This is a genomic window from Pantoea sp. Ft-CA_14 (assembly GCF_024520875.1).
GTDB classification, from domain to species: Bacteria; Pseudomonadota; Gammaproteobacteria; order Enterobacterales; family Enterobacteriaceae; genus Pantoea; species Pantoea agglomerans.
Genome location: NZ_JALNPM010000013.1, coordinates 1 through 23,861 on the forward strand (window position 1 = coordinate 1; position 23,861 = coordinate 23,861).

The window sequence follows — 23,861 nt, forward strand, 5'->3', positions numbered from 1 at the left end:
CGCCGTCAAAGCCGAAGGTACCGCGTGAGCGGCGCGAGGACGGCCCGGCAGCAGCAGAGGTGCTCAGGCCCGCACTGTGGCTCGCTCGCCCAGAAAAAAAGCTGCCACGTTTGACCGTGACGGCCTTTGCGTCTTTCCGATCTGACCCAGTACCCTGAGCAGGCTCGATCCAGCAGCAATCCAAAGCCAGAATTTCCCAACCATAAAAAAACCCACCTTTCGGTGGGTTCTTTTTTTAACCTGAAAACAGCCGCGAATTAATTAGTCGCTTTGTTTTTCAGATCTTCAGCACCCTGCTTGGTTTTATCCCAGCCTTTCTCAGTGCCTTCTTTGGTTTTGTGCCAGCCTTTCTGCGTACCTTCGGTGATTTTACTGCCGGTGGTATCGCTTTTGCCTTCAGCAGCATGCTCAGACTTCAGCTTCAGCTCTTTGCCTTCGTTCTGGGTCTGATGCAGTTTTTCCTTCGCGGTATCGGCGCCTTTATGCGCTTCCGCAACGGTGTTGTCTGTGGTGGTAGCAGCAAATACCGGCGAGGCCAGCAAAATAGCAGACAGTGCAATAATTGATTTCTTCATAATTCCCTCTGTATGAATCGTTGCCGTGTAGGTTTTAATCCTGGCATAGTGTTCCCAGGAAAGATTTAAGAATAAACCAGGAATGAAAAAGGGCCAGTTTTCACCAGAAAAAGCCGCCGGTTGTAGCTTTTTCGTCCATTACCAAAGTGCGAGTTGCGGATCGTCGTCCGGTTTCGGCTGGCTTCGGCTGATGCGAGCAGGCGGTGCAGGCTGCTGCATCTGATGAGTGATCCACTGCAGCAACACCGTCACTATATAGGTCTGCTGCTCCGCGCTCAGCGGCTGGTGCTGTCCGATGTTGTGCCACTTACTCAGACAGCCACGACAGCAGGTTGCGGTGGCGTGCTGAGCGATAAACACCGGGTGGCCGCGCATCGGCGTCTGCTTGCCATCATTTTCAGGCTGCGCAGGCGCCAGCCGCTGTGCCACAAACTCAGCGGCGTGCTGGCGCAATACCGGCTCGCCTTTGCTGCTCGCATAATCATATTCCGCGCGTCCCAGACGAAAGCGCTGACGGAACGGCGAGCGTGACAGCCGGGTAAAAAGATCGTCAGAAACCTTCATGCTGATTGCCAGTCACTCATATTTACGTCCCGCCAGATAGCGTACGCCCTGCGACCCGAACGCCTCACGATGGAGTTCATTGGGCTGCAGATGAAATGTCTCACCGGGATGATAGGTGGTATCGCCCTGTTCGGTACTGATGGTGATGTCACCACTCAGAATCAGTGCCAGTGCTTCAAAGGGATGTACATGATTATCAAGCTGGGCGGCGGCTGCACGCTCAATCAACAGAGGCTCGTCAAAACCCTGTTCGGCTAACAATTTTCTGAATTCGTGTTCTGTCATCGCAACTCCTCAGTGTGGATCTGACCCTTAGCAGTGTAGACGATCTTTATCGCCGCTTATGGCACTCAACAGGTTACGTAAAGTAGCGCAAGCAGGGTTGTTCACCGGTCAGGCCAGTGCTGTACTTGCCGTCTCGTTACAGCCATTTTGACATCGGGATAACGCAAAAGTATGTCTCAACAGGAGAAAACTGCCCTGCTTCTGATTAATCAGCGCTCACGCAAAGGACGCGCCGAGGCCAGCCGCGCACAGTCGCTGCTGGCTCAGGCCGGGTTCACCCTGCTGCAACCGGCCGGAGATGATACCCGCAGCTACAGCGAATTAATCGCGGCGTATGCCCATCGCGTTGATGCGGTGATCGTCGGCGGTGGCGACGGCACGCTTAATGCGGCCGCGCCGGGACTGATGCAGACCGGCCTGCCGCTGGGCATTTTACCGCTGGGCACCGCCAACGATTTTGCCCGCACGCTGGGCATTCCTGCCAGCCTGGAGTCCGCGATAAAGATTATCGCTGACGGGCAGCTGCGTGCAGTAGACCTGGGTGAAGTGAATCAGCACCTGTTTCTGAACGTCTCCAGCATCGGCTTTTCGGTGGAACTGGCGCGCAACCTCACGGCGGAATCGAAAAAACGCTGGGGAGTGGGCGGTTATGCCCTGGCGGCTTTGCGGGTGCTGCGGCAGAGCCGTCCCTTCAGCGCTACGCTGGTGCATCAGGGCCATCGGACGCCGATCAAAACGGTTCAGGTGTCGGTGGGCAATGGACGCTTTTATGGGGGCGGCATGACAGTGGAACAGCGTGCCGCACCAGACGATGGGTTACTGGATGTCTATAGTCTGGAGCTGCAGCATAGCTGGCAGCTCATTGCGCTGCTGCCCTTTCTGCGGCGCGGCACTCACGGTCGCTGGCGTAACGTGCGGGCATTCAGCGCCACGGAGCTGACGATTGAGACGCGCCGTCCCCATTACATCAATGCAGATGGTGAGATTATCGGTCAGACACCCGCGCATTTTCGCCTGATCGCCAGTGCACTGCGGGTTTATGCACCGGGCGACAGCGCAGCAAAATAGCCCGACGGTGGGCGCGGTACCGATCGCGGTGAGAAACTAGTGCTGGGTGCTCTTTTTTTCAGCGTAGTCGATGTGTTCGGAAAGATTGGCGACCAGCTTTTTCGCCATGTCGAGGGTCAGACCCAGAAACAGGGTCTCCTGCGGGCCCTTTTCACGCGGGGCATCGGGATCGATATAACCGAATTTCACTACCAGTGCCTGATGAGTGTTCAGGGGACCAATATGCCAGCCGGTAACCGGGTAGAAGGTAAATCGCGTAAATTCATTCATTTAATCCTGACTGTAAAAGCATAACGCTGATTGATAGTCAGGCCAGCTCTGATGATAAAGCATGAGTGGAATACTCAGTCTGAACGAAATCGACAGGATTACAAGGGAAGCGGCATAACAAGCGCAGCGTGACGCGATGAGGATCTGTAATGCATTCAGGGCCTGCTGCAGCAAGGGGATGAGGATATTTCAGGCGTGTGTAACCTGCGCGGCTCCGGCACGGGCGCTCTCCTGTCAGGGCGAACGCCCCTCAGGACTCTTTATCGGCTCGGGGAATAATCGAGATATGCCCGTTAACCTCCAGCACCGCATATTTAATCTGATCAAATCGCTCCAGACCCTGCCCGGAGCGCGCCGCTTCCAGCACATCATCAGGACTGATGCCGGTCATCTTCATGCGGTCAGTCAGCAGATTACCATTCTCGACCAGGATCACCGGGCCGCCATCGATCACCTGCTCCACCACCGGAAAGCGACTTTTCAGTTTGCCCAGCACAATATCAATCGCTACCAGCGTGATAATAGTCAGCGCAGCGCCGGTAACAGAAAAATCGTCGCCCAGCAGCGCCTGCTGAGTTGCTTCACTGATGATCAATAGCAGAATCAGATCGAAAGAGGTCATCTGCAACAGAGTGCGTCTGCCGGCAATTTTGAACACGACCATCAGCACCAGGTAGATCGCTGCGGCACGTAATACCGTTTCCATAAAGCGCCTCTGTCAGGGATAAATCCATTGGGTAAAACGGGCCGGAGCATGGCCGTCACCATGAATAGTGACGTGAATGCGGCCCGCATTGCGCGGCTGCAGGCCAAGCCAGATCGCGTGATCCGGTCCGGTGTTGCGGGCCGAAAAGGTCAGCCGCAGATCGCTGCCAATCGTCACCGCCTCCAGCGGTTGAGGCTGCAGCGTCTGGATTTGCAGGTTATCCAGGGCGCCACCGCCAATCGTAACGGTAAAGCGATCGGTTACCGGTGCGTTGTAGCGAATGCGCATATCCATATTGCTCTCAACCCGGCCAAACCGTTCATACTCCACCTGAATGGTCCCATCCGGCGAGCGGGCGCTGCCGTTACTCAGCACGCCTTTGGAAAAGAGTCCGCATGCCCCCAGAATCACCAGCGCAATCAGGACGTATTCACCTATACGCTGAATCAGCCATTCACGACGTATCCAGCGGAGGTTTTCCTGAATCGGTACTGCCTGGCCGCTGCTATCCTCTTTTTTCACCGTGACCTCACACACTGTTGGCTCAGGAACAAAAACTGCACGCTGCGTTAAGCATAGCCAGACAGTATCGGTTCACTATCTGGCGGGTCGTGACCTTTTCACCGGGACAATCTGGCACCGCATCCTGCCGTTTACAGCCAGCCGGAGCGACGCAGTTTGGCCCACAGCCCGCCGCAGGCCAGCAGGGTCAGCCCCACCGCCAGCGGATAGCCATACAGCGATTTCAGCTCCGGCATATGCTCAAAGTTCATGCCATACATACTGAAGACTACGGTCGGGATCACCAGGATCGCACCCCAGCCTGCCAGCTTTTTCACCACTTCATTCTGCTGCACCGTCACCAGCGCCAGATTGACCTGCATGGCGCTGGTCAGCATTTCGCGCATATCTTCCGCGTCGGTGACGACATGCCGGGCGTGATCCTGCACGTCGCGGATGTAGGCGCGCAGCGGACGCGGGATCAGATCTTCATGCAGGTGGATCAGCTGATTACAGATCTCCTCCACGGGCAGCGCCGCATTGCGCAGTTTCAGCAGATGACGCCGCACGGTGTAGACCGACTGCACCGACTTGCGATCAAATTCACTGGTGAAGAGATCGTTCTCCATCTGTCCGACCCGTTCATTCAGCGAGGTAGAGAGCTCGGCATAGCGATCAACAATAAAATCGAGCAGGCAGTAGAGCGGATAAGCGGGACCAAACTTCAGCAGCGCCGGGTTTTCAGCCGCCCGCTGCCGCACCGGGGTGTAGCTTTCAGAGGCGCCGTGACGGATGCTGATCAGGAAGTTTTTTCCGACAAAAAGATGCGTTTCGCCCAGTTCGCAGCTGTCATCCTTAGCGCACACCGTTTTCACCACGATAAACAGCGATTCGCCATAGTGTTCGATTTTAGGTCGCTGATGGGCATTGAGTGCATCCTCAACCGCCAGTTCATGAAGGCCGAACTCCTCTTTAATCTTCGCCATAAACTCAGCGTCTGGCTGCCACAACCCGAGCCAGATAAACGCCTCCGGCTCTTTGATCACTTCACTGATATCATCGACTTCGACCTCTTCGCCCGCGCATCCCGGACGATACACCCTGCTGCTTACGATCATCTTCTGCTTTCCCGTTGTGACAATACATGCAGCTTAGCCAATCCCACGCCTGTAACCGGATAAAAACCGTAAGGATTTGCTGCGGCGCTGTTCGATCAGCGGCTTACCACTTCAGCCCTAATCCGGTGGAGAAAATGCCTTCGTTCAGGGTATCGGGTATGCCGCTGACCAGATTACGGTGATAGCCAACGTGCAGCGTTGACCACGAAGTCAGGCTGTAGCGCAGCCCGACTTCGGCATCCAGCATAAATACGCCGTCATCATCCAGCGAATGGCCGACATCGCCATTGCTGTAAAGTGTGACCGACTTGCCCAGCAGATAGCGCTGATAGTTCCAGCGCAGCGAGCCGCCAAAGTGCCGCTCTTCCCGGTCATCGCTGTAGCCATACTCAAAGGCACCACCCAGCACCGAGAGTGAGAACGCGCTGAGTTCGGTATCCCACAACTGATAACCCGGACCGGTGCCGATTAGCGCCTGACGTGACAGATTTTCCACCCAGTCGCGCTTGTAGGTGGCGCGGGTCTGCCAGAAGAACTGCTCCCTGACCAGATAGTCAAAGGCGTAGCGCAGGCTGTAGTTATCGGTATTGATGTTCTCGTTTTCCTGCTCGCGATTGTAGGTCGCACCGATATCGTGACGCCATTTTCCCTGATTCAGTTTCGTGTTGAGCGCGAAGCTGTAGTCGTCAGTTTTGGTCGAGGCTTTTTTGACCTTCACGCCCGCATCGATGTTGCCGGTCCAGGCGAGCTGATCGCTGCGGACTTTGGCTTTCATAAACTCATCAATGCGCCGCAGCGAAACCTGCTGCTCCTGCTCGTTGCGTTCCACCCAGACATAGCCGGGATCGGATGAGGAGAGCCGCACCTGATAATGTTCGCCGGTCTTTTTGTTTTCGACATTCACCGGATTCTCGCTGGCGAGCGTACTGACCGCACTCCAGTCCAGCGTGACGGTACCGGCGTAGTGTGTCTCTATCCCCAGCTTGCCGTCGCTGAGATAACGAATCGTGCCGGTCAGCCGATCGCCATTATTCAGCCAGACGGTATCGGCAGTGGCCTGCTGTGCCCATCCGGCGCAGCAACTGATGACCAGCAGCGGGATAAACGAGGTGGCGCAACGCATAGCTTTCCCTGTAAAGGCGTCGTCTTGCACGGGCGACGCGTCACCGCAAATTCTGACCTGACAATTAAGCCGATTCTGCAACGATATGCAATGCGCCGCCTGGCTCAGGAGAGATCGTGCAGTGCTTTGCCGAGCGGTGGAGTAATAGCGAAGTCCGTAAAACTCATCGCCAGCCCTTCACGTTCAGGCGAGCAGCCCATCACTCCGACAAACCGCCGCCCCTGACCGGGCCACGGGCAGAGCCGTAACAACGGCCAGCTCACGCCGTCGGTAGAGTACTGAATTCTTAAGGCCGCATTTTCCAGGGTGGCGCGCAGCCAGAACTGGCGCGCATCGCCGGGAAACACACCGGTAGACCAGTCGGAAAACTCGCGCGTCACCACGCTGCCAATTGCGGGCTGGTCATCGTTAAACTCAATGCCCGCCTTAACCCAGTGCGTTTCGTTATCCTGAATAAACAGCCCGGCCTGATCGTAGAGCTGACTGAAATCCGCCCTTACCTGCACCTGAACGGTAAAGTCATTTTCCACCCAGAAGCCGAAAGCGTGGCCGCTGTGCCGTTCGAAGCCGTACCAGGTACGCTGCCAGAAATCGCTGTTCAGCGCGGTTTCGAACCTCAGCGTATCGCCATCCAGGCTGTGTACCGGCGGCTGATTAATCCAGACGCCACCTTCAGTGGTAATGGAACTGACTGCTGTCATAGGCACTCCTTTGGGTAAGTTAAACCGCCCGCGTGCTGGCCGATCTGCGGCGTGGCGATTGACCTGATTATCATAGCGTTGATTGGTGAACGGGCGGCAGACGATTGCGGCAAATCTGATGGTGTCGATGTGGCAGGCAGTGAGGTCAGCAGACCCGTGGCTGCAGACACTCCGGCTCTGTTTGCGGTTTCGCTTATATGTTTTTATTCTCCTGCCGGAAATAAATAACAGCGACCAGGTCCAGCTCACTGAACTATTTCATTTTGTTAATCCCCTGGCGAAAACAGCATTTAACAACCAGGCTTGTTTTGTCTGAGGGCAACTGAACTCATTAAATATAAGGATTAAGCCACCATGGTAGATAAATCAGAGATTTTAGATCACGCGCAGGTTGTTGATGTGAATGGCGAACATGTCGGGATTGTTGACCACTTCGAAGGCGACGACAAAATTAAGCTGGCGAAAAGCGATCCTGAAGCGGGCGGCAAACACCACATTATTCCATTCAGCTGGGTGAAAGAAGTTGATGATAATAAAGTCATCCTTTCTAAAGCCAAAGCGGATGTTGAAAGTGAGTGGCAGTCTGCATAAAACATTAGCCGTGGCGCCCGCCACGGCTTATTTTATTTATTCCGCAATGTAATTTCCGCCTCCTGCCCTGCCCATCTTTAATTTATTACTGCTTTATATTTCACACCGCCTGAAACGTCTTCAGCAATATCTGTCAGATTTTTACTTTCCATGACGCGGTGCTCCCTGTTTTTATGCCCGGTGGCGGGTGGTCGTAAGTGGAAGGTTTGGAGCGGTCATCATGGCATTGCGCCGGGAGGGAAAAAACCACCAGAATGGCGCAGCACTTTGCCGGATCTCTGTCGGTATCCGGCGGGCATAAGAAACGGCGGGTGAAGTAAAACCTGAGCTCCTCACCCGCTGCAGGTTATTCCTGTTTTGCTGCGCGATCCCGCAGCACTTCCCCCACCACCGGAACCGCTGAAAAGGCATTTGGCCAGCCAGCATAGAACGCGGCCTGAGTGATAATCTCGCCCGCTTCTTCAGCCGTCAATCCGTTGTCCATCGCCCGGTTGAGATGGTAGCTAATTTGCGCACTTTGTCCCGAAGCAATCAGTGCGCTGACCGTCACCAGACTTCTGTCACGAGGCTTTAGCGCTGGCCGCTGCCACAGATTGAGAAACAGCGGATCGGCGGTGAATCTGACCAGCCCGGGTGAGATCGGCCCCACATTTTTCTCCACCGTTGCAGAACGCTGCTGTTCTGCTGTCTGATTCAGTGGCAGCAGTGCCGGAGAGGCTTTGGCCAGTTGATCGGCACCAATGCCTCGCGCCTGAAACACATTTTTGGTCACCGCAATTGCGGACATCGCATTGGGCCAGCCGGAATAGAACGCCAGGTGAGTGATAATTTCGGAGACTTCAGCAGGCGTCACTCCACTGTCGAGCGCCACACCGGCGTAATGTTGTAACTCAGCAGGCTGGTTGCGGGCGATGAGAATGGCAAGCGTGACGATACTGCGGTCTCGGATCGAAAGTGCGTCGCGTTTCCAGAGATCGTCGGTTATCGCTTCACGTCCGAAACGAGCCAGTGCGGGAGAGACGGACTCAATGTCGGCAACCGAAAGGCTGGATGGATTGACGTTCAACATAGTTTCACCTCTTTTGGGTTCAGCAGCGGCCAGGTCGGCCAGCATCATGGAGATCGCGGCGGCGGCAATCACTTTTTTCATCCTCTGATCAGCTTCCTGGTAAAGGTCAGTTAACAAAAGCATTAAGAGCGCCACGGTTTTTCAGCAGAGCTGGCACCACGGGGATCGCCTCTTTGCGGTCGGTCATCTCAGCTGTCAGCCGGATATAGTCGCGAAAATGGGGCGTTTCGCGGTGTTGCTGATAGGCGGCGTCACTGGCGTAGATTTCATAGAAGAACCAGCGATATCTGTTTTTTGCATCGGTCGCGGCATACATCGCCAGTACGCCCGGTTCCACCTTCAGTGACTCTGCCATTTCAGGCAGCACAATATCGCGGAATGCCTGCTGATCGGCCGGTTTCACGTCCACGATCACCAGGTTATTGATGGTTTCTTTATTCTGTACGAAGGGTTTATCACCCAGAAACTGCGGCTCCAGCACAGTGCTCTTTTTCTGGCCGATAAGATCAGGTGCGCGTGTAATAAAAGACCGGTACGGCTCAGAACTGAGATGTTGCTGGTATGCCTCTTCACTCGCATAAATTTCAATCATATAAGCCTGATGAGCATTTTCTTTATGTTTCAGTGAATACATCGCCAGCGTACCTGGTTGCTCTGCCAGCGAACGGGTAATATTATCTCTGGCAACTTCATCGTACTGTCCGTTTTTCCCGGCCTTAATTTCCATTTCATGCAGATTAATGACACGATTTGTGGGTTCTGTTAAAGCGGCTGCCGATGCCGGGCCGGCCATCAGCAGAGTCAGAGTCAGAGCGGTAATATTGTTCACGGTCTGCCTTAATTATCGGATGAGGTGATTTGCGATTCATTCGGTGTATTAACCGGCGCGATTTCTGTTTCATCTGGCTATTAAGCCGTTGTGAGTTCCGTATTGAGCTGAGCAATGAGTCGCGACGCGTGTTGCTTTGCTGCAGCAATTTGCTGCGTGATAATAGTTTCATTACGACTGGCATAGCTTATCCCGCAGGTATAAACCGGTTTCTGCATCTCCAGATTGCAGAGCCGGGCGGTGGTTTCAAACTGAATCAGATAATCCTCCAGCTGATGACCAAAGACGCCATCTGCCGCGTATAACGCCTGCGGTGCGCCAGTGGTGAAGGAGAGGATCAGTTTTTTACCGCCGAGTCTGGCCGTCGATCCGTGCGCAAACCCATGAACAAATACGTCATCCAGCCATAACTTCATGAGCCCTGGCAGCGAATACCATGAGAAGGGAAATTGCCAGACGATAATATCTGCCTTCAGCAGCGCATCCTGTTCGGCACTGACATTGATGTTGTTGTCCGGATAAAGTGCATCCAGACGACGGATTTCAGCATCAGGCAGCGCAGAAGCGACTTCATTAAGAATGGTAGCGTTACCGACCGAATGGCTCAGGTCAGGATGACCGGAAATAATTAATATATTTTTCATTTTCAGTTTTTAATCATTTATTTTTTTAACAGATAGCCAGGCGTTGGCGATGCCATCACGCGCTGGGTACTTTTTGCCGTCCGGCACCGTTTAATCAAAACCCACCGATACGGCTTCCGCCTTTCCTGCAGCCAGCGCTTCACGCGGCGTTTTTACTGCGCCGCCTGCCTGACACCTGTCGGATGACTGGTGACAACACACGGTAGCGGTTTGCGACTGATCATTGGGTGGCGCCCTCTTGCTGAGGCTTATACTCTGCAGCGAACAGGCTTTCCCAGTTGGTGAATGCACCTAACGGGATGCAGTCAAAACTCAGCAGACCGGCTTTTGCCAGCGGAAAGTCAGCCAGCAGGCTTTGGGCCTGTTCCACCGAGTCGCATTCAAGGAAGATCGCAACGCCGGGTCGATCCTGTCGGTAGTAAATATCGCGTAGCGCACCGGATTTATACAGACTCCAGGCATGGAAAGCTTCGGCAGCCATATGAGGGTGATACTTTTCCAGCGTGGCATCGGGGGCGGGTTTATCCAGACACAAAATTCGCATATCAATCTCCTGAGATTCACGGCCAGGGGGAACTGATAAGGAGTATATGCTCGCGATTTAGTGAAGATTAGGCCACTATTGACTCAAAGATATTTAGCCTGCGGCTAATAATAAGCAGCCCGATTGTGTCAGGATTATCCCGTGAACAACGCCATCTATAACCAGATACGCATCTTCCAGAGCATCGCCCGCGAAGGGAATATTTCATCGGCAGCGCGCAAACTGGAGATTACTCCCCCCTCTGTCAGTAAGGCGCTGAAGCTGCTTGAAGCGCACATCGGTCATCCGCTATTTGTGCGAACCACGCGCCGTATTGAGCTGACCGATGCCGGACAGCAGCTGCTGGAACAAACTTCAGCAGCGGTAGCCTCGCTGGAAAAATCGCTGGAAAGCATCCGTGACCAGAATCAGGAACCGTCGGGACTGGTCAGAATCACCCTTTCGCGCTTTGCTTATCTGCTGGTGCTGAAACCTGCGATGGCCGCTTTCTGCCAGCAATATCCCGGTATTCAGCTGGAAATTTCGGTATACGATGGCACCGTGAACATCATTGATGAACGTTTTGATCTGGGGATCCGGTTTGGCGACATTCTGGAAGGTGGCGTGGTGGCGCGCCCGCTGATGAAGCCGTTTCGCGAAGGTTTGTATGCCTCTTCTGCCTATCTGGCAGCGTTCGGTATTCCAGAGTCTCCGTCTGACCTGCATCAGCACCGGCTTATCGGTTACCGGTTTATCACCAATAATCGTATTCTGCCGCTGATTCTGGATCATCATGGCGAACAGCTGACCGTTGAGATGCCGGGTCAGTTGATGAGTAATGATATTGAGGTGATGGCTGATGGCATTCGCAACGGGCTGGGTATCGGGCGACTGTTTGAACCGGTTCATAATTTACAGCCCGATAAAGAGGCATTTATTCCGGTGATGGAGCGTTACTGGAAAACTTATCCGCCGGTTTATCTCTATTATCCTAAAAGCGCGGGTAAAACGAAAAGAGTAAAAACGTTAATCGACTTTCTGCTTAAGCACACTGCGGGTTAAGCACCTGTTACTAATAGCGGGCTTAATGGATGCGGCTAATGGCAGATATTTATGACGAGATCTCGCCTGTTTTCTTTCGTATATTCCGAACGGCGATTGCTTTCAGTTAATTGCATTTTTTTGAGATCGTTATCGTAAAACGCGCTGTTTATCAGATGATTAAAGTCACTGATTTACATCGATTTTCAGCTGGACTTTTCCTGCAATAGTTGATTATATGTACAGGTATTTAGCGCGATACAGAGGTGTTGGAGCACTCCTGTATCGCTAATCACAACCACTATTGAGTGAGAATAGAGATCATGACTGAGTCAGAGTGTAATGCAGTTGGTTTAAATTCAGAAGCCCCTTCCGTTTCCCAACGCAAATTAACGGTGAGTTACGCCAGCCGGTATCCCAGTTACGCGCGTATTCCGTCGATTATCATGAAAGGCCAGTGGCTGGCTGCCGCCGGATTTACCACCGGCACCGAAGTAGAAGTAAAAGTCACGGCGGGCCGTATTGTGCTGACCGTAAAACCACCAGAGCCGGTCGATGAGCAGCTGGTTAACGCGTTAGCGCAGCTGAATAAGCTGCCCGCCAGGAAACAGAAGCAGGTTCTGGCTTTGTCGGGTGTGGTTGCGGGCCAGGTTTAATTTCTGCTGAAGGGATGCCGCTTCTGGCTGGGGAGCGGCAGATCAGTATTGCTGGCAATAATTATCCGCGTTTTTAAATTTAAATTAACTTTTGCCAAGCCAGCGTAGCGCTCCCCCGTTTTAATCGCCTTTTATAATGAGATTACAGATAATCTATAGATTGGAATGATTTCTGAAGAATTATTAAATTTTTATTATCAGATTGTTATCGCAAAATACAGATTATCGATGTACACACTATGTTCCTGTAAGGATCGTACTACTATAAATAAGTGCCAGAAACAGGAATCAGATAACTAACTTTGGATAAAAATTAGCGCTTACATTCTCTGGTAAATTTATATGATTTCCATGCTAGGTTGAGAGGTGTAACAAAATAGATCACAAGAAATGCAAACGTCAGAACAACAATATATGGAATGGCATTTGAAGCATCTACATTGAAAATGCCACCCAGCCCAATAAGCATCAAAATAATAAGAGCAATGACTCCGCCCCAGAAGCGTTTACTTAGATCAATCACGAGGCTCTGAAGTGTATCTTTTTTTGACTCGTCTTTTTTTATAATACTTTTGAGTTTACCGATCTCTTTAGCGGAGAAGCCGTTATTATAGAGTTCTTGCTCAAATTCGCTCATCTGATTCATCCTGAATGCCGTTGCGATACGAGCAAAATATAGCACAGTGTACCTGAGCCATGCTAACCCTCCTCTTTACATGGGCGGCACCGGTACCGCCCGCTGATATTATCTGCGCTGCTGTCATTGCTGTGGTGTAACCCGTTAATCCCGCGATGGCTGCCCCTCCTTAAGTGCTCTATCAATGCGCCTGTTACAGCTGACGAATAAGCGACCAGCAATGCAGCTGCTGAAAGCCGGTTGATGGGGCCAACGCAGCTCTGGCTGTAACCTGATGAGATGCGATCCCAAAGGTAAGGGATAGAGGTGATGCACCTAATGAACACGATGTATGTATAAATCCACACTAACTGGCGGGATTAAGCCCAGGTTATGATCTGATTTCAATGGCTACACAGGGTCACAATAGCCTTTTAATTAAACAGAAAAACCAGCGCGAGATGAAGCAGCGTGGATATAACGATTAACCCTCGTCAATCTCTTCAGATAAGGTTAAAAATGAAAACAATTACAATCGCAGCGACCATTTTATTACTCACAGCCTGTGTACCCCATAATGACAGACAACACGCTGTGGGCATGGCTAACCCAGCCTCTGTGTATTGTGAAAAGATGGGCGGCAAGCTGGACATAGTGAAGGGCCCGGATGGCGAATCAGGTTACTGTACTCTGCCAGGCGGAGAGCGCATCGAGGAGTGGGCACTGTACAGAAGGGATAACCAATAGAATCGTTAGTCGGAAGGCATATCAGGGCAGCGATCAAGGAGCCGTAAGAATGGGACGTTGCTTTATGAAAGGAGGATTACCAGCATACGGCCGCATTGATGTTCCTGATTTCACAAAGTGTGTAGTGCGATGAAAATACTGATATTTATTTGAATCTTCTCCGCAACCTGGTTTCTCATACCTGAAGGGATCATCAGATCCCTGGTAGAAGGCCACATTAGCGGTGACGGTGAAGGCGCTATGGATAGTTTCGAATTCACAGTGATTGCACTTAAGGCGGTGCTTTCGGTTCTGCTGGCCTTTATCGGTGTCTGGCTATATCGCAAAGCTAACCAACGATAACGAAGCGACATTCAAGAAGATGTTCATCGACGGCCAACAGAAGGACCTCAGGGGCTTAGCCTGAGCATTCATTCGCGCAAGGTTGGTGTAGTTGTCAGACAAAGCGGCTAAGCCGTTTTGAGAAATGGTAATTACTTTATCCATTTCTTCAGCTTTGATTCGTCGAAGTTAGTGCCTGTGTAGACGCGGCCGGAAAGCAATGTTGCAATAACCGCACCAAAAATCAGCTTCTTCATATCCCTATACCCAAAATAATAGACGGGATAAATCCTCGCATGGAGTAGTCGAAAAAAAGTGGAAAATGATCAATTTTGCTAAAAGTCATAGCGCGCCTGCCGATAAGCCAGAGAACGCAAATCACGGAGAAATCACAATGGAACACCCAAACCCACTCGCAGCGATGACGTTCATAATCTGGTTTTTTATGTTTATTCCATGCTTTCGTATGGCTCAAAAGGCGGGATTCGGATGGAAAATGGCTCTGTTACTATCATTCCCCGGCTTGCATTTCTTTACACTCTATATCTTCGCTTATAAGAAGTGGCCCAATCTGCCCAATGCTTGAGACCTGATAGCAAAAAAACCACCTGAGTGGGCTATGCCATTATGCACTTTATGAATTTATGGAAAGGCACTAGCGATTCTTTGTTGCAACAACTTCATTAGTCTTTTCATAAATTCTGGCTCTTCGAGCCCAATACTCCCTGAGTGCTCCCCCAGACTAACAAGAATCTCATCATCGCCACCTAAAAGGTGTGCAGCAAAAATGGTATAGCTACCTGAAGATTATAACCATCATGCGAAATATGGATTACCCATTCAAATTTTAATTCCTTTCAAACACTTCTCGCTGCTCAGCCCTAAATGTCTCCAATCAGAGGGTTGAGGTTCTACTGAGCCAGTTGAATGCCTTTTACTTGAATGCCCATAGCTTTCTCCGGGCAATAAAAAACCGCAAGTTAGAGGTTTAAGATTGGGTAAACGATGAGGTTGTTTTTCCTAAGCAAAGGTTGAACTGCGAACGAGACCTAAAACCAAAATGCTGGCATTGTGCGGATTTCATTGTACCAATGGTTAACTGCGGGGATTTCCTGTAAGAACCAGAAGCCGATCCCAATCATCATGATGCTAATTCCAAAATGAAGAATAGTGCTGATCCAATATTCAATAGGTTTGGCATCCTTGTAGATGAATTCCTTGCGACTCGTTCCCTTAAAGGTTTTGGTATAGATTCCCCGATGCATGTAAATGAAAGACTCAGCCAGCGTTATTAGACCAACTATAAAGGCGGCACATACTGTGAACCAATACTGAAATCCCATTATTTTTCATCCCAGCCAATTTTTTAGGTTCATTATTACACAGCTATATAAGATTCCAGTAAGGGTGGCGTAATATTTCGCCACTCACTCAAAAGTGTCTGCATATTGAATGCCTGAATAACCTCATCCATGCAGCCCTTATGCAATCGCTGCTGCGTGCAGCAGTAAATGAATGGGGCTGGATAAAGACAGCGCCGGTTATCAAAACAAAGAAGCCTGTCAGCTAGCGCATCCGCTGTTAACGCGAGAGGAAGCGAACCGGCTGATTGATTGCATGCCGGAAAGCATAAAACCAGTGGTCATATTTGCGCTGGCTACCGGCCTTCGCCTTTCAAACATTCTGGATCTGGAATGGACGCAGGTTGATATGCAAAGGAAGGTCGCCTGGATTAATTCGGAGAACGCCAAAGCGGGCAAGGCTATTGGCGTGGCTCTGAATGATACGACATGCAAAGTGCTGAAGGGGCAGATAGGTAAGCAGTCACGTTAGGTGTTCGTACAAACCAAGGCGAAGCATCGCAGCGATGGAACGCTGGCACCGGCAGGCAGGAAAATGCGCAGTGATGATAACACGGCGTGGAATATCGGTCTAAAAGCGCCAGGCATAGAAGACTTCCGCTTTCATGACTTACGGCATACGTGGGCGAGCTGGTTAATCCAGTCTGGTGTTCCGCTTTCCGCGCTGCAGGAAATGGGTGGATAGGAAAATATTGAAATGGTGCGTCGGTATGCTCACCTCGCACCTAACCACCTGACCGAACATGCGCGCAAAATTGACTCACTTTTGGGTGAGAGCGACACAAATACGACACAAGAAGATAATCAGGTAGGATTGAAGCTGGCGTAAACCGATGATTTTATTTGGTACGCCCTACAGGATTCGAACCTGTGACCTACGGCTTAGAAGGCCGGTGCTCTATCCAACTGAGCTAAGGGCGCATGGAGATGGCACGGATTATACGTCGGGAAGCGGGTACGTCAACGTTTTTGCCGTTTCTCCGCAGCGAAGTGCTGCTGTAATGACCAATTGACGTCAGTGGCGCCTGCGCCATTCGCTGAGCGACACGAGTTTACTGTTGTCGGTAAATTCTCCTTCCAGCTCAATCCCTTGTGTTGTGAAACGCGCATTGTATTGCTCACGAAGTGCATGCAGCTCCTGGATGTCCGGTTCCAGCTGGCGCAGAAAGCCCAGCGCGAGCAGCAGCTGCTGGCGGCTAATAAGCGGTGGAAAACCGGCTCGACTGAGAATCGCATGCCAGCGCTGGCTATTCTCCTCACTGCCGTCAACAATGAACACCTGCCAGATCAGCAGTACCGCTGCGCCATTATGCAGGTGCGTTTCATTATCCTTGCTGAGATAGTCGGTAAACTCTTTCGCCGCCTCTTTCCCCATCATAGAGATCATTGATTCCACCTGTACCGGTGGCAGCTGCAGCCGTTTGCTGAGCCGCTGAGCGGCGTGGCGTGAGCCAGCGGTGAGCAGCTGAAATCCAGCGACAAACACCACCGCCAGAGTAGCAAGCATTATCCAAATCATTACATCGTCCCCGGATTGTCCTGCAGATATCATACGCATGCAGGCTGGCACTCGTCGCGACGAAAAAGCCGGAAAGCACATACGCGGCTGAAACTGTAACTGACAGCGCGCCGCGCTTCTGACAAAATACCCCCCTTCCCCGATTCAACACAACACAGTGGATTTCCTCTCTGATGGCAGCAAAAATTATTGACGGTAAAACGATTGCGCAGCAGGTGCGCGTTGAGGTTGCGGAAAAAGTGAAGCAGCGCCTGGCCGCCGGAAAACGCGCGCCAGGTCTGGCAGTGGTTCTGGTGGGTGAAAACCCGGCATCGCAGATCTACGTGGCCAGCAAACGCCGCGCCTGTGAAGAGGTCGGTTTCCACTCCCGCTCTTACGATCTGCCTGCTACGACCCGCGAAGCTGAGCTGCTGGAGCTGATTGATGCGCTCAATCAGGACGACGAAATCGATGGCATCCTGGTGCAGCTGCCACTGCCAGCCGGCATTGATAACGTCAAAGTGCTGGAGCGCATCACGCCTGATAAAGATGTCGATGGATTCCACCCTTATAACGTCGGTCGCCTCTGTCAGCGTGCGCCAACCCTGCGTCCCTGCACGCCACGCGGTATCGTGACGCTGCTGGAGCGCTACAACATTGACACCTACGGCCTGAATGCCGTGGTGGTTGGCGCATCCAACATTGTTGGTCGTCCGATGAGTATGGAACTGCTGCTGGCGGGCTGCACCACGACCGTCACTCATCGCTTTACCAAAGATCTGCGCCATCACGTTGAGCATGCCGATCTGCTGGTCGTTGCAGTGGGTAAGCCAGGGTTTATTCCGGGTGACTGGATCAAACCGGGCGCCATCGTCATCGACGTGGGCATTAACCGGCTGGAGAGCGGCAAAGTGGTGGGCGATGTTGATTTTGACAGTGCATCCGAGCGCGCCTCCTACATTACCCCGGTGCCGGGCGGTGTTGGTCCGATGACAGTAGCAACACTGATTCAAAACACGCTGCAGGCGTGCGAAGAGTTTCATGATAAAGAGGTAGTATAAATGACAAGTTTTTCACTGGGTAAATTCCCGCACGTCGATCTGTGTGACCTGCTGAAACTGGAAGGATGGGTTCAGAGCGGCGCACAGGCGAAAGTCGTGATTGCCGAGGGTGAAGTGAAGGTCAACGGTGCGGTAGAAACCCGCAAGCGCTGCAAAATCGTAGCCGGTCAGACCGTGGAATTCGCGGGTTTCCGCATTACTGTGGTCGAGTAATTTACGGGCGTCCCTGCGGGGACGCTGTTACACCCGCTCATCCCCCTTTACGCACGTCTCCCCTTCCCGCTGTTCCAGTGCAATATGATTCACCGCCGTATGCTGCGCTATCAACGTCGCGAGCCGGGGTGAATGGCTGGTGATCCAGAGCTGACTGAACTCGCTGGCTTCGGCGATTAAGCGCGCCAGCGCAGGCAACAGATCTTCATGCAGGCTGTTTTCCGGCTCATTCAGTGCCATAAAGGCGGGCGGACGCGGGCTGAGCAGTGCGACAACCAGACAGAGAAACCGCAGCGTGCCATCAGAAAACTCCGCGCTCTCCAGCGGACGCAGAATGCCCTGGCGCGACATCAGCATCTGGAAACGGCCATTCTGCACATCGACATCAAACTGGCTGTCGGGAAACGCCTGTTCCATCACCTCAGACAGGAGTTCGGAATGACCGCGCTCAACAATGGTCGCCCAGGCCGCCGCCAGATTGCTGCCATCATGGCTCAGCACCGGCGCACGCACGCCAATCTGCGGTGCCCGTATCGGTGAGCCAGGCCAGACCGCAAACTCATGGTAAAAGCGCCACTGCTGCAGACGTTCGCGCAACTGCGAAAGCTCCGGATAGCGATGCGGTTCGCCAAGCTGACCAAACAGCGACTCTTCGGGATGCAGCACCGCCGGATAGGCGACGCGCTCGCCCTCAACGTTGTGCAGAAAGGCAGTCTGATTTTCGCGCTGCATAATACAGGCGGAAGGACGGCGCTGCTGACCGCTCAGCCAGAGTCGCTCCTGCTTCACCAGCGGATCGAGATTAAACAGGCTGGTCACCAGCGGCTCGGGAAAGCCAATCTCCAGCTGGTAATCCATATCATCCATCACCACGGCCAGCTCCAGGCGCTTTGGATCGTGTCGGCGATCGCCCCGGCGTAAGCCGCCCGCCCACATCGCTTTCTGAATACCGCCTTCTTCAGCCAGCGCCAGTGCCAGGCGACCGCTGGCCGCCTCATGCAGCAGCCGCACCGCTTTGTAGAGGTTGGATTTACCGCAGCCGTTAGGACCGCTCACCACATTCAGCTGCTGCAGCGACAGCGTCAGGTTACGTATCGAGCGGAAGCCGCGGATCTGAATCTGTTCAATCGCCATAATAAAAAAGGGCGATTGCTCGCCCTCTCCGGTTTATTTTCGACGCCAGCTGGAGCCCTGCGGCCCATCCTCGACGATGACACCCAGCGCGTTAAGCTTGTCGCGCGCGATGTCCGCTTCCGCCCAGGCTTTGGCGGCGCGCGCATCGGCACGGGCTTTAACCCAGTGCTCAATCTCGGCAACCTCTTCGTCATTGACCTGCGCGCCGCTTTGCAGGAACAACTCAGGGTCCTGCTGCAGAATGCCCAGCACGTTGGCCATCTCGCGCAGCTTCGACGCCAGCCCGTGCGCTGAAGCGCCATCTTCACTTTTCAGGCGGTTCACTTCACGCGCCATATCGAACAGCACCGAATAGGCTTCCGGGGTGTTGAAATCATCATCCATCGCGCTGCGGAACCGCGCTTCAAACGCTTCGCCGCCGTGGGCAGGCACGCTGCTGTCGGTGTGACGCAGTGCCGTATAGAGTCGCTCCAGCGCCGCACGCGCCTGATTCAGGTTATCTTCGCCGTAGTTAAGCTGGCTGCGATAGTGACCGGACATCAGGAAGTAACGCACCGTCTCCGCATCATAATGTTGCAGCACGTCACGCACGGTGAAGAAGTTACCGAGCGATTTGGACATCTTCTCGCGATCAACCATCACCATGCCGGAGTGCATCCAGTAGTTGACGTAAGGACCGTCATGGGCGCAGCTCGACTGAGCGATTTCGTTTTCATGGTGCGGGAACATCAGATCGGAGCCGCCGCCGTGGATATCGAAATGGGTGCCCAGCTGTTTGCAGTTCATTGCCGAGCACTCGATGTGCCAGCCGGGACGACCGTTGCCCCAAGGCGATGACCAGGCTGGCTCATCCGCTTTGGACATTTTCCACAGCACGAAGTCCATCGGGTTGCGCTTCACGTCGGCGACTTCAACACGCGCGCCCGCCTGCAACTGCTCCAGATCCTGACGCGACAGTGCGCCGTAATCGGTGTCGCTGAGGACATCAAACATCACGTCGCCGTTATCCGCCACATAAGCGTGACCGCGAGCGATCAGCGTTTCCACCAGCTCGATAATCTCAGCGATGTGACGGGTAGCGCGCGGCTCCTCATCGGGCGGCAGAATCCCCAGCGCGGCGAAGTCGTTGTGCATCTCGCCAATCATGCGGTTAGTCAGGGTTTCGATGCTCTCGCCGTTTTCGTTGGCGCGCCTGATGATTTTGTCATCAATGTCGGTGATGTTACGTACATAATTAAGCTGATAACCGAGGTAACGCAGGTAGCGCGCCACCACGTCAAACGCCACGAACGTCCGCCCATGACCAATGTGACAGAGGTCATACACCGTGATGCCGCAAACATACATCCCGATTTTACCGGCATGAATGGGTTTGAATTCCTCTTTCTGTCGACTCAGGGTGTTATAAATCTTAAGCATTGAACGGTTCCGTTTTCGCGTGTGGTTGGCACTTTTAAGTATCCAGACATTGTGCCGTATTTTTATCGCTCGCGCGACGCAAAGCAAGCCAACTGCGCCGCGCTGCTGACGCGTCATTGGAAATTATGATATAAGAACGGTCGACAAAAAGGGGGACGCCCATCGACAGAGCGACCTCAGCAACTGATGACAACCTTTACAGGACGACAAAAATGGTAACTTTCCAGACGAACCATGGCGATATCGTAATCAAAACTTTCGATGATAAAGCGCCGGCAACCGTACAGAACTTCCTGGATTACTGCCGTGAAGGTTTTTACGACAACACCATTTTCCACCGCGTAATCAACGGCTTTATGATTCAGGGCGGCGGCTTCGAGCCGGGCATGAAGCAGAAAGAAACCAAAGCCGAAATTCAGAACGAAGCCAGCAATGGCCTGAAAAACACCAAAGGTACGCTGGCAATGGCACGTACCTCTGCGCCGCACTCTGCGACCGCACAGTTTTTCATCAACGTAGCTGACAACGACTTCCTGAACTTCCGTGACGAAAGCGTTCAGGGCTGGGGCTACTGCGTATTCGCTGAAGTGGTTGAAGGTATGGATGTGGTCGAGAAGATCAAAGCGGTCTCTACCGGCCGCAGCGGCATGCACCAGGATGTGCCAAAAGACGACGTCGTTATCCAGAAAGTGACCGTCAGCGAGTAATGTCGCGCACGCTGTTTATCGCAGATCTCCATCTGTGTCAGGAAGAACCGGCGATTACCGCCGGTTTTCTGCATTTTTTACAGCGCGAAGCGCCCCACTGCGACGCGCTCTATATTCTCGGCGATCTGTTTGAAGCCTGGATTGGCGACGACGATCCCAATCCACTGCATCAGCAGGTTGCCCGCGCCCTGCGCGCCCTTCCGGTTCCGGTTTACTTTATCCATGGCAATCGCGACTTCCTGATTGGCCGACGCTTCGCGCAGGCCTGCGGCATGACGCTGCTGCCGGAAGAGCAGGTGCTGACGCTCTACGGCCATCGGTTGCTGATTATGCACGGCGATACGCTCTGTACCGACGATGCGGGTTACCTGCGTTTTCGGGCCAAAGTGCATAATCCCTGGATCCAGCGGCTGTTTCTCGCGTTGCCGTTGTGGATACGTAAACGTATTGCCGCCCGGATGCGCGCCGACAGTAAACAGGCCAACCAGCATAAATCCCAGACCATCATGGATGTGAATCAGGAAGCGGTCGTCGCCACTATGCTGCGCCAGCAGGTGCCGCTGTTAATCCACGGTCACACTCATCGCCCGGCGATTCATACGCTGAGCCTGCAGGGTGAAACGGCGCAACGCGCGGTGCTGGGTGCCTGGCACAGCCGGGGTTCCATGATCCAGCTCGACGCCAGTGGCATTCAGCTTATCCATTTCGACTTTTAATCTGCGGTTAAATCCACGACCTTAAGCCCGACGCAACCGTTTTCCTTGCGTGCTTCTCATGCTATTCTCGGTGCCCTTCAAAACCTGTCCGCCCGGCCAGGTCTGTTTGTTCATTCACAGGAGTTGACCCCATGTCATCCAACGCCCCGGCCCGCATCGCCATTGTTATGGGTTCCAGAAGTGACTGGGCCACCATGCAGTTCGCCGCTGAAATCCTCTCCAGCCTGGACGTCCCTTTTGATGTTGAAGTGGTCTCTGCGCACCGCACCCCGGATAAACTGTTCAGCTTCGCCGAAACGGCAGCCGACAAGGGTCTTCAGGTGATTATTGCTGGCGCAGGTGGCGCGGCACATCTGCCGGGTATGCTTGCGGCAAAAACGCTGGTGCCGGTGCTGGGTGTGCCGGTGCAGAGCGCGGCACTGAGCGGCGTCGATAGCCTCTATTCGATTGTGCAGATGCCGCGCGGTATTCCGGTCGGTACGCTGGCGATTGGCAAGGCGGGCGCAGCCAATGCCGCGCTGCTGGCGGCGCAGATTCTGGCGCTGCATGACAGTGCGCTGGCGTTACGCCTGACCACCTGGCGTCAGAGCCAGACCGATGAGGTGCTGAACCATCCCGATCCGCGGGTGGATGCATGAAGCCGGTTTGCGTACTGGGCAACGGCCAGTTAGGTCGTATGCTGCGTCAGGCGGGTGAACCCCTGGGCATCGCGGTGTATCCGGTGGGCTTAGACGCCGATCCTACCGCGCTCCCTATCGCCGACAGCGTGATCACCGCCGAAATCGAACGCTGGCCGGAGACGGCGCTGACGCGTGAGCTGGCCAGCCATCCGGCCTTTGTTAACCGCGATATCTTTCCGCGTCTGGCGGATCGTCTGACGCAGAAACAGCTGCTGGATCAGCTGGGACTGGCCACCGCGCCGTGGCAGTTGCTGGCGGACAAAAGCGAATGGCCAGCGGTGTTCGACTCGCTGGGCGAGTTAGCGATTGTGAAAAGCCGCACCGGCGGTTACGACGGCCGGGGTCAGTGGCGTCTGCGTGCTGATGAGACTCACACCCTGCCGGAGGCGTGCTACGGCGAATGCATCGTTGAGCAGGGCATCAACTTTTCCGGTGAAGTCTCACTGGTGGGGGCGCGCGGTCACGATGGCCAGGTGGTGTTCTATCCGCTGACGCATAACCTGCATCAGGATGGCATTCTGCGCACCAGCGTTGCGCTGCCGCAGGCGGATCAGGCACAGCAGCAGCAGGCCGAAGCGATGCTGAGTGCGATCATGCAGGAACTGAATTACGTCGGCGTAATGGCGATGGAGTGTTTCATTACGCCAGAGGGATTGCTGATCAATGAGCTGGCGCCGCGCGTCCATAACAGTGGGCACTGGACGCAGAACGGTGCGTCGATCAGCCAGTTTGAGCTGCATCTGCGCGCCATTCTTGGCCTGGCATTACCGCAGCCGGTGGTGTTTGCGCCGTCGGCGATGGTCAATCTGATTGGCACCGACGTGAATCTGAGCTGGCTGCAGCAGCCGCTGGTGCATCTGCACTGGTATGACAAAGAGGTGCGTCCGGGTCGTAAAGTGGGCCATCTGAATCTGACCGACAGCGATACAGAACGGCTCAGTGCTGCCCTTAACGCGCTGGTGCCGCAGCTACCGGAAGCGTACGCCAGCGGCATCGCCTGGGCGGTTGAAAAACTGTAATCCCCGCACCTGAGTCTGATGATGGCTTTACCAGGCAGCTCAGAAGCTTAATGCGATGGGAGCATACGCCTGGAGCAAAGCATCGGGCCGCCCGGCTAAAAACGC

The 23,861-nt window shown here is 53.6% G+C and carries 29 protein-coding genes, 1 tRNA gene and 1 pseudogene; 12 read left to right on the forward strand and 19 right to left on the reverse strand.

What is annotated here, in order from left to right:
• Window positions 1-257: 257 nt before the first annotated feature.
• The 3 genes from NR195_RS17645 to NR195_RS17655 all read right to left on the reverse strand — a co-directional run bounded on the left by NR195_RS17645 (window position 258) and on the right by NR195_RS17655 (window position 1,424).
• Window positions 258-575, reverse strand: coding sequence for a hypothetical protein (locus tag NR195_RS17645; RefSeq protein ID WP_010259015.1), 318 nt, complete (start codon window positions 573-575; stop codon window positions 258-260).
• A 138-nt stretch (window positions 576-713) separates the two neighbouring features.
• A complete protein-coding gene (locus NR195_RS17650; protein WP_061901682.1) occupies window positions 714-1,139 on the reverse strand; it encodes a DUF4186 domain-containing protein in 426 nt (141 codons plus the stop codon).
• A gap of 12 nt (window positions 1,140-1,151) precedes the next feature.
• A complete protein-coding gene (locus NR195_RS17655; RefSeq protein WP_010259018.1) occupies window positions 1,152-1,424 on the reverse strand; it encodes a cupin domain-containing protein in 273 nt (90 codons plus the stop codon).
• A gap of 171 nt (window positions 1,425-1,595) precedes the next feature.
• Here NR195_RS17655 and NR195_RS17660 point away from each other — a divergent pair, with 171 nt between their 5' ends.
• Complete coding sequence (locus tag NR195_RS17660; RefSeq protein ID WP_010259020.1) at window positions 1,596-2,492, forward strand: lipid kinase; 897 nt, start codon at window positions 1,596-1,598, stop codon at window positions 2,490-2,492.
• 36 nt (window positions 2,493-2,528) lie between these two features.
• Here the strand turns inward: NR195_RS17660 and NR195_RS17665 are convergent, their stop codons facing one another.
• From NR195_RS17665 to NR195_RS17690, 6 genes are all read right to left on the reverse strand, one after another.
• On the reverse strand, window positions 2,529-2,762 hold the full coding sequence (locus NR195_RS17665; RefSeq protein WP_061901683.1) for a hypothetical protein: 234 nt from the start codon (window positions 2,760-2,762) through the stop codon (window positions 2,529-2,531).
• 250 nt (window positions 2,763-3,012) lie between these two features.
• Complete coding sequence (locus NR195_RS17670; protein WP_010671255.1) at window positions 3,013-3,468, reverse strand: DUF421 domain-containing protein; 456 nt, start codon at window positions 3,466-3,468, stop codon at window positions 3,013-3,015.
• A gap of 12 nt (window positions 3,469-3,480) precedes the next feature.
• Window positions 3,481-3,990, reverse strand: coding sequence for a hypothetical protein (locus tag NR195_RS17675; RefSeq protein WP_228379703.1), 510 nt, complete (start codon window positions 3,988-3,990; stop codon window positions 3,481-3,483).
• 131 nt (window positions 3,991-4,121) lie between these two features.
• Window positions 4,122-5,087 carry a magnesium and cobalt transport protein CorA gene (locus NR195_RS17680; RefSeq protein WP_010259025.1) on the reverse strand — a complete coding sequence of 322 codons (966 nt, stop codon included), beginning with the start codon at window positions 5,085-5,087 and terminating at the stop codon, window positions 4,122-4,124.
• Window positions 5,088-5,190: 103 nt separating this feature from the next.
• Entirely contained in the window at window positions 5,191-6,210 is a 1,020-nt protein-coding gene (locus NR195_RS17685; RefSeq protein WP_010259026.1) for a DUF481 domain-containing protein, read from the reverse strand.
• A 104-nt stretch (window positions 6,211-6,314) separates the two neighbouring features.
• Window positions 6,315-6,911: a DUF1349 domain-containing protein gene (locus NR195_RS17690; protein WP_158149498.1), complete on the reverse strand. Its 597-nt coding sequence runs from the start codon at window positions 6,909-6,911 to the stop codon at window positions 6,315-6,317.
• A 354-nt stretch (window positions 6,912-7,265) separates the two neighbouring features.
• Between NR195_RS17690 and NR195_RS17695 the strand changes: the two genes are divergently transcribed.
• Window positions 7,266-7,502 carry a DUF2171 domain-containing protein gene (locus tag NR195_RS17695; protein WP_003854080.1) on the forward strand — a complete coding sequence of 79 codons (237 nt, stop codon included), beginning with the start codon at window positions 7,266-7,268 and terminating at the stop codon, window positions 7,500-7,502.
• Window positions 7,503-7,848: 346 nt separating this feature from the next.
• On the opposite strand, the gene NR195_RS17700 is transcribed toward NR195_RS17695, so the two are convergent.
• The 4 genes from NR195_RS17700 to NR195_RS17715 form a co-directional block, all read right to left on the reverse strand.
• Entirely contained in the window at window positions 7,849-8,652 is an 804-nt protein-coding gene (locus NR195_RS17700; RefSeq protein ID WP_163762820.1) for a carboxymuconolactone decarboxylase family protein, read from the reverse strand.
• A gap of 25 nt (window positions 8,653-8,677) precedes the next feature.
• Window positions 8,678-9,400 carry a putative quinol monooxygenase gene (locus NR195_RS17705; protein WP_010671252.1) on the reverse strand — a complete coding sequence of 241 codons (723 nt, stop codon included), beginning with the start codon at window positions 9,398-9,400 and terminating at the stop codon, window positions 8,678-8,680.
• A gap of 80 nt (window positions 9,401-9,480) precedes the next feature.
• Entirely contained in the window at window positions 9,481-10,044 is a 564-nt protein-coding gene (locus NR195_RS17710) for an NAD(P)H-dependent oxidoreductase (protein ID WP_052272109.1), read from the reverse strand.
• A 220-nt stretch (window positions 10,045-10,264) separates the two neighbouring features.
• Window positions 10,265-10,588 (reverse strand): hypothetical protein, encoded by a 324-nt coding sequence (locus NR195_RS17715; protein WP_033771095.1) that lies wholly within the window; start codon window positions 10,586-10,588, stop codon window positions 10,265-10,267.
• Between the two features lie 141 nt (window positions 10,589-10,729).
• Between NR195_RS17715 and NR195_RS17720 the strand changes: the two genes are divergently transcribed.
• Window positions 10,730-11,629, forward strand: coding sequence for a LysR family transcriptional regulator (locus NR195_RS17720; RefSeq protein WP_010259037.1), 900 nt, complete (start codon window positions 10,730-10,732; stop codon window positions 11,627-11,629).
• 302 nt (window positions 11,630-11,931) lie between these two features.
• The gene (locus NR195_RS17725) at window positions 11,932-12,264 is read left to right on the forward strand and encodes a SymE family type I addiction module toxin (protein WP_010671248.1); all 333 of its coding nucleotides are present in this window, start codon (window positions 11,932-11,934) and stop codon (window positions 12,262-12,264) included.
• A gap of 313 nt (window positions 12,265-12,577) precedes the next feature.
• Here the strand turns inward: NR195_RS17725 and NR195_RS17730 are convergent, their stop codons facing one another.
• Window positions 12,578-12,901, reverse strand: a complete 324-nt coding sequence (locus NR195_RS17730) for a hypothetical protein (RefSeq protein WP_050680174.1) — start codon at window positions 12,899-12,901, stop codon at window positions 12,578-12,580.
• Window positions 12,902-13,399: 498 nt separating this feature from the next.
• On the opposite strand from NR195_RS17730, the gene NR195_RS17735 reads away from it, so the two are divergent.
• Window positions 13,400-13,627, forward strand: a complete 228-nt coding sequence (locus NR195_RS17735) for a DUF333 domain-containing protein (protein ID WP_022626078.1) — start codon at window positions 13,400-13,402, stop codon at window positions 13,625-13,627.
• Window positions 13,628-14,997: 1,370 nt separating this feature from the next.
• Here NR195_RS17735 and NR195_RS17740 read toward each other — a convergent pair.
• Window positions 14,998-15,291 carry a DUF2542 family protein gene (locus NR195_RS17740; RefSeq protein ID WP_033766659.1) on the reverse strand — a complete coding sequence of 98 codons (294 nt, stop codon included), beginning with the start codon at window positions 15,289-15,291 and terminating at the stop codon, window positions 14,998-15,000.
• A 143-nt stretch (window positions 15,292-15,434) separates the two neighbouring features.
• Here NR195_RS17740 and NR195_RS17745 point away from each other — a divergent pair.
• Window positions 15,435-16,138: pseudogene (locus NR195_RS17745) on the forward strand (site-specific integrase); the annotation flags it as partial.
• A 15-nt stretch (window positions 16,139-16,153) separates the two neighbouring features.
• Here the strand turns inward: NR195_RS17745 and NR195_RS17750 are convergent.
• Both NR195_RS17750 and NR195_RS17755 read right to left on the reverse strand, forming a co-directional pair.
• Window positions 16,154-16,230, reverse strand: a tRNA-Arg gene (locus NR195_RS17750).
• 94 nt (window positions 16,231-16,324) lie between these two features.
• Window positions 16,325-16,828, reverse strand: coding sequence for a DUF1198 family protein (locus tag NR195_RS17755; protein WP_022626086.1), 504 nt, complete (start codon window positions 16,826-16,828; stop codon window positions 16,325-16,327).
• A 173-nt stretch (window positions 16,829-17,001) separates the two neighbouring features.
• Between NR195_RS17755 and folD the strand changes: the two genes are divergently transcribed.
• Entirely contained in the window at window positions 17,002-17,868 is an 867-nt protein-coding gene (gene folD / locus NR195_RS17760) for a bifunctional methylenetetrahydrofolate dehydrogenase/methenyltetrahydrofolate cyclohydrolase FolD (RefSeq protein ID WP_010671240.1), read from the forward strand.
• Entirely contained in the window at window positions 17,869-18,081 is a 213-nt protein-coding gene (gene ybcJ / locus NR195_RS17765) for a ribosome-associated protein YbcJ (protein WP_003849455.1), read from the forward strand.
• A gap of 27 nt (window positions 18,082-18,108) precedes the next feature.
• On the opposite strand, the gene NR195_RS17770 is transcribed toward ybcJ, so the two are convergent.
• Together NR195_RS17770 and cysS are read right to left on the reverse strand one after the other, a co-directional pair.
• Window positions 18,109-19,215 carry an AAA family ATPase gene (locus NR195_RS17770; RefSeq protein ID WP_010671239.1) on the reverse strand — a complete coding sequence of 369 codons (1,107 nt, stop codon included), beginning with the start codon at window positions 19,213-19,215 and terminating at the stop codon, window positions 18,109-18,111.
• Window positions 19,216-19,248: 33 nt separating this feature from the next.
• Complete coding sequence (cysS, locus tag NR195_RS17775; protein ID WP_010259051.1) at window positions 19,249-20,634, reverse strand: cysteine--tRNA ligase; 1,386 nt, start codon at window positions 20,632-20,634, stop codon at window positions 19,249-19,251.
• A 212-nt stretch (window positions 20,635-20,846) separates the two neighbouring features.
• Between cysS and ppiB the strand changes: the two genes are divergently transcribed.
• The 4 genes from ppiB to purK all read left to right on the forward strand — a co-directional run bounded on the left by ppiB (window position 20,847) and on the right by purK (window position 23,756).
• A complete protein-coding gene (gene ppiB, locus NR195_RS17780) occupies window positions 20,847-21,341 on the forward strand; it encodes a peptidylprolyl isomerase B (protein WP_010259052.1) in 495 nt (164 codons plus the stop codon).
• On the forward strand, window positions 21,341-22,057 hold the full coding sequence (gene lpxH / locus NR195_RS17785; protein WP_033766656.1) for a UDP-2,3-diacylglucosamine diphosphatase: 717 nt from the start codon (window positions 21,341-21,343) through the stop codon (window positions 22,055-22,057). The genes ppiB and lpxH overlap by 1 nt, the downstream gene beginning before the upstream one ends.
• A gap of 131 nt (window positions 22,058-22,188) precedes the next feature.
• Entirely contained in the window at window positions 22,189-22,695 is a 507-nt protein-coding gene (gene purE, locus NR195_RS17790; protein WP_010259054.1) for a 5-(carboxyamino)imidazole ribonucleotide mutase, read from the forward strand.
• Window positions 22,692-23,756, forward strand: a complete 1,065-nt coding sequence (gene purK, locus NR195_RS17795; RefSeq protein WP_256844782.1) for a 5-(carboxyamino)imidazole ribonucleotide synthase — start codon at window positions 22,692-22,694, stop codon at window positions 23,754-23,756. The genes purE and purK overlap by 4 nt, the downstream gene beginning before the upstream one ends.
• Window positions 23,757-23,861: the final 105 nt, after the last annotated feature.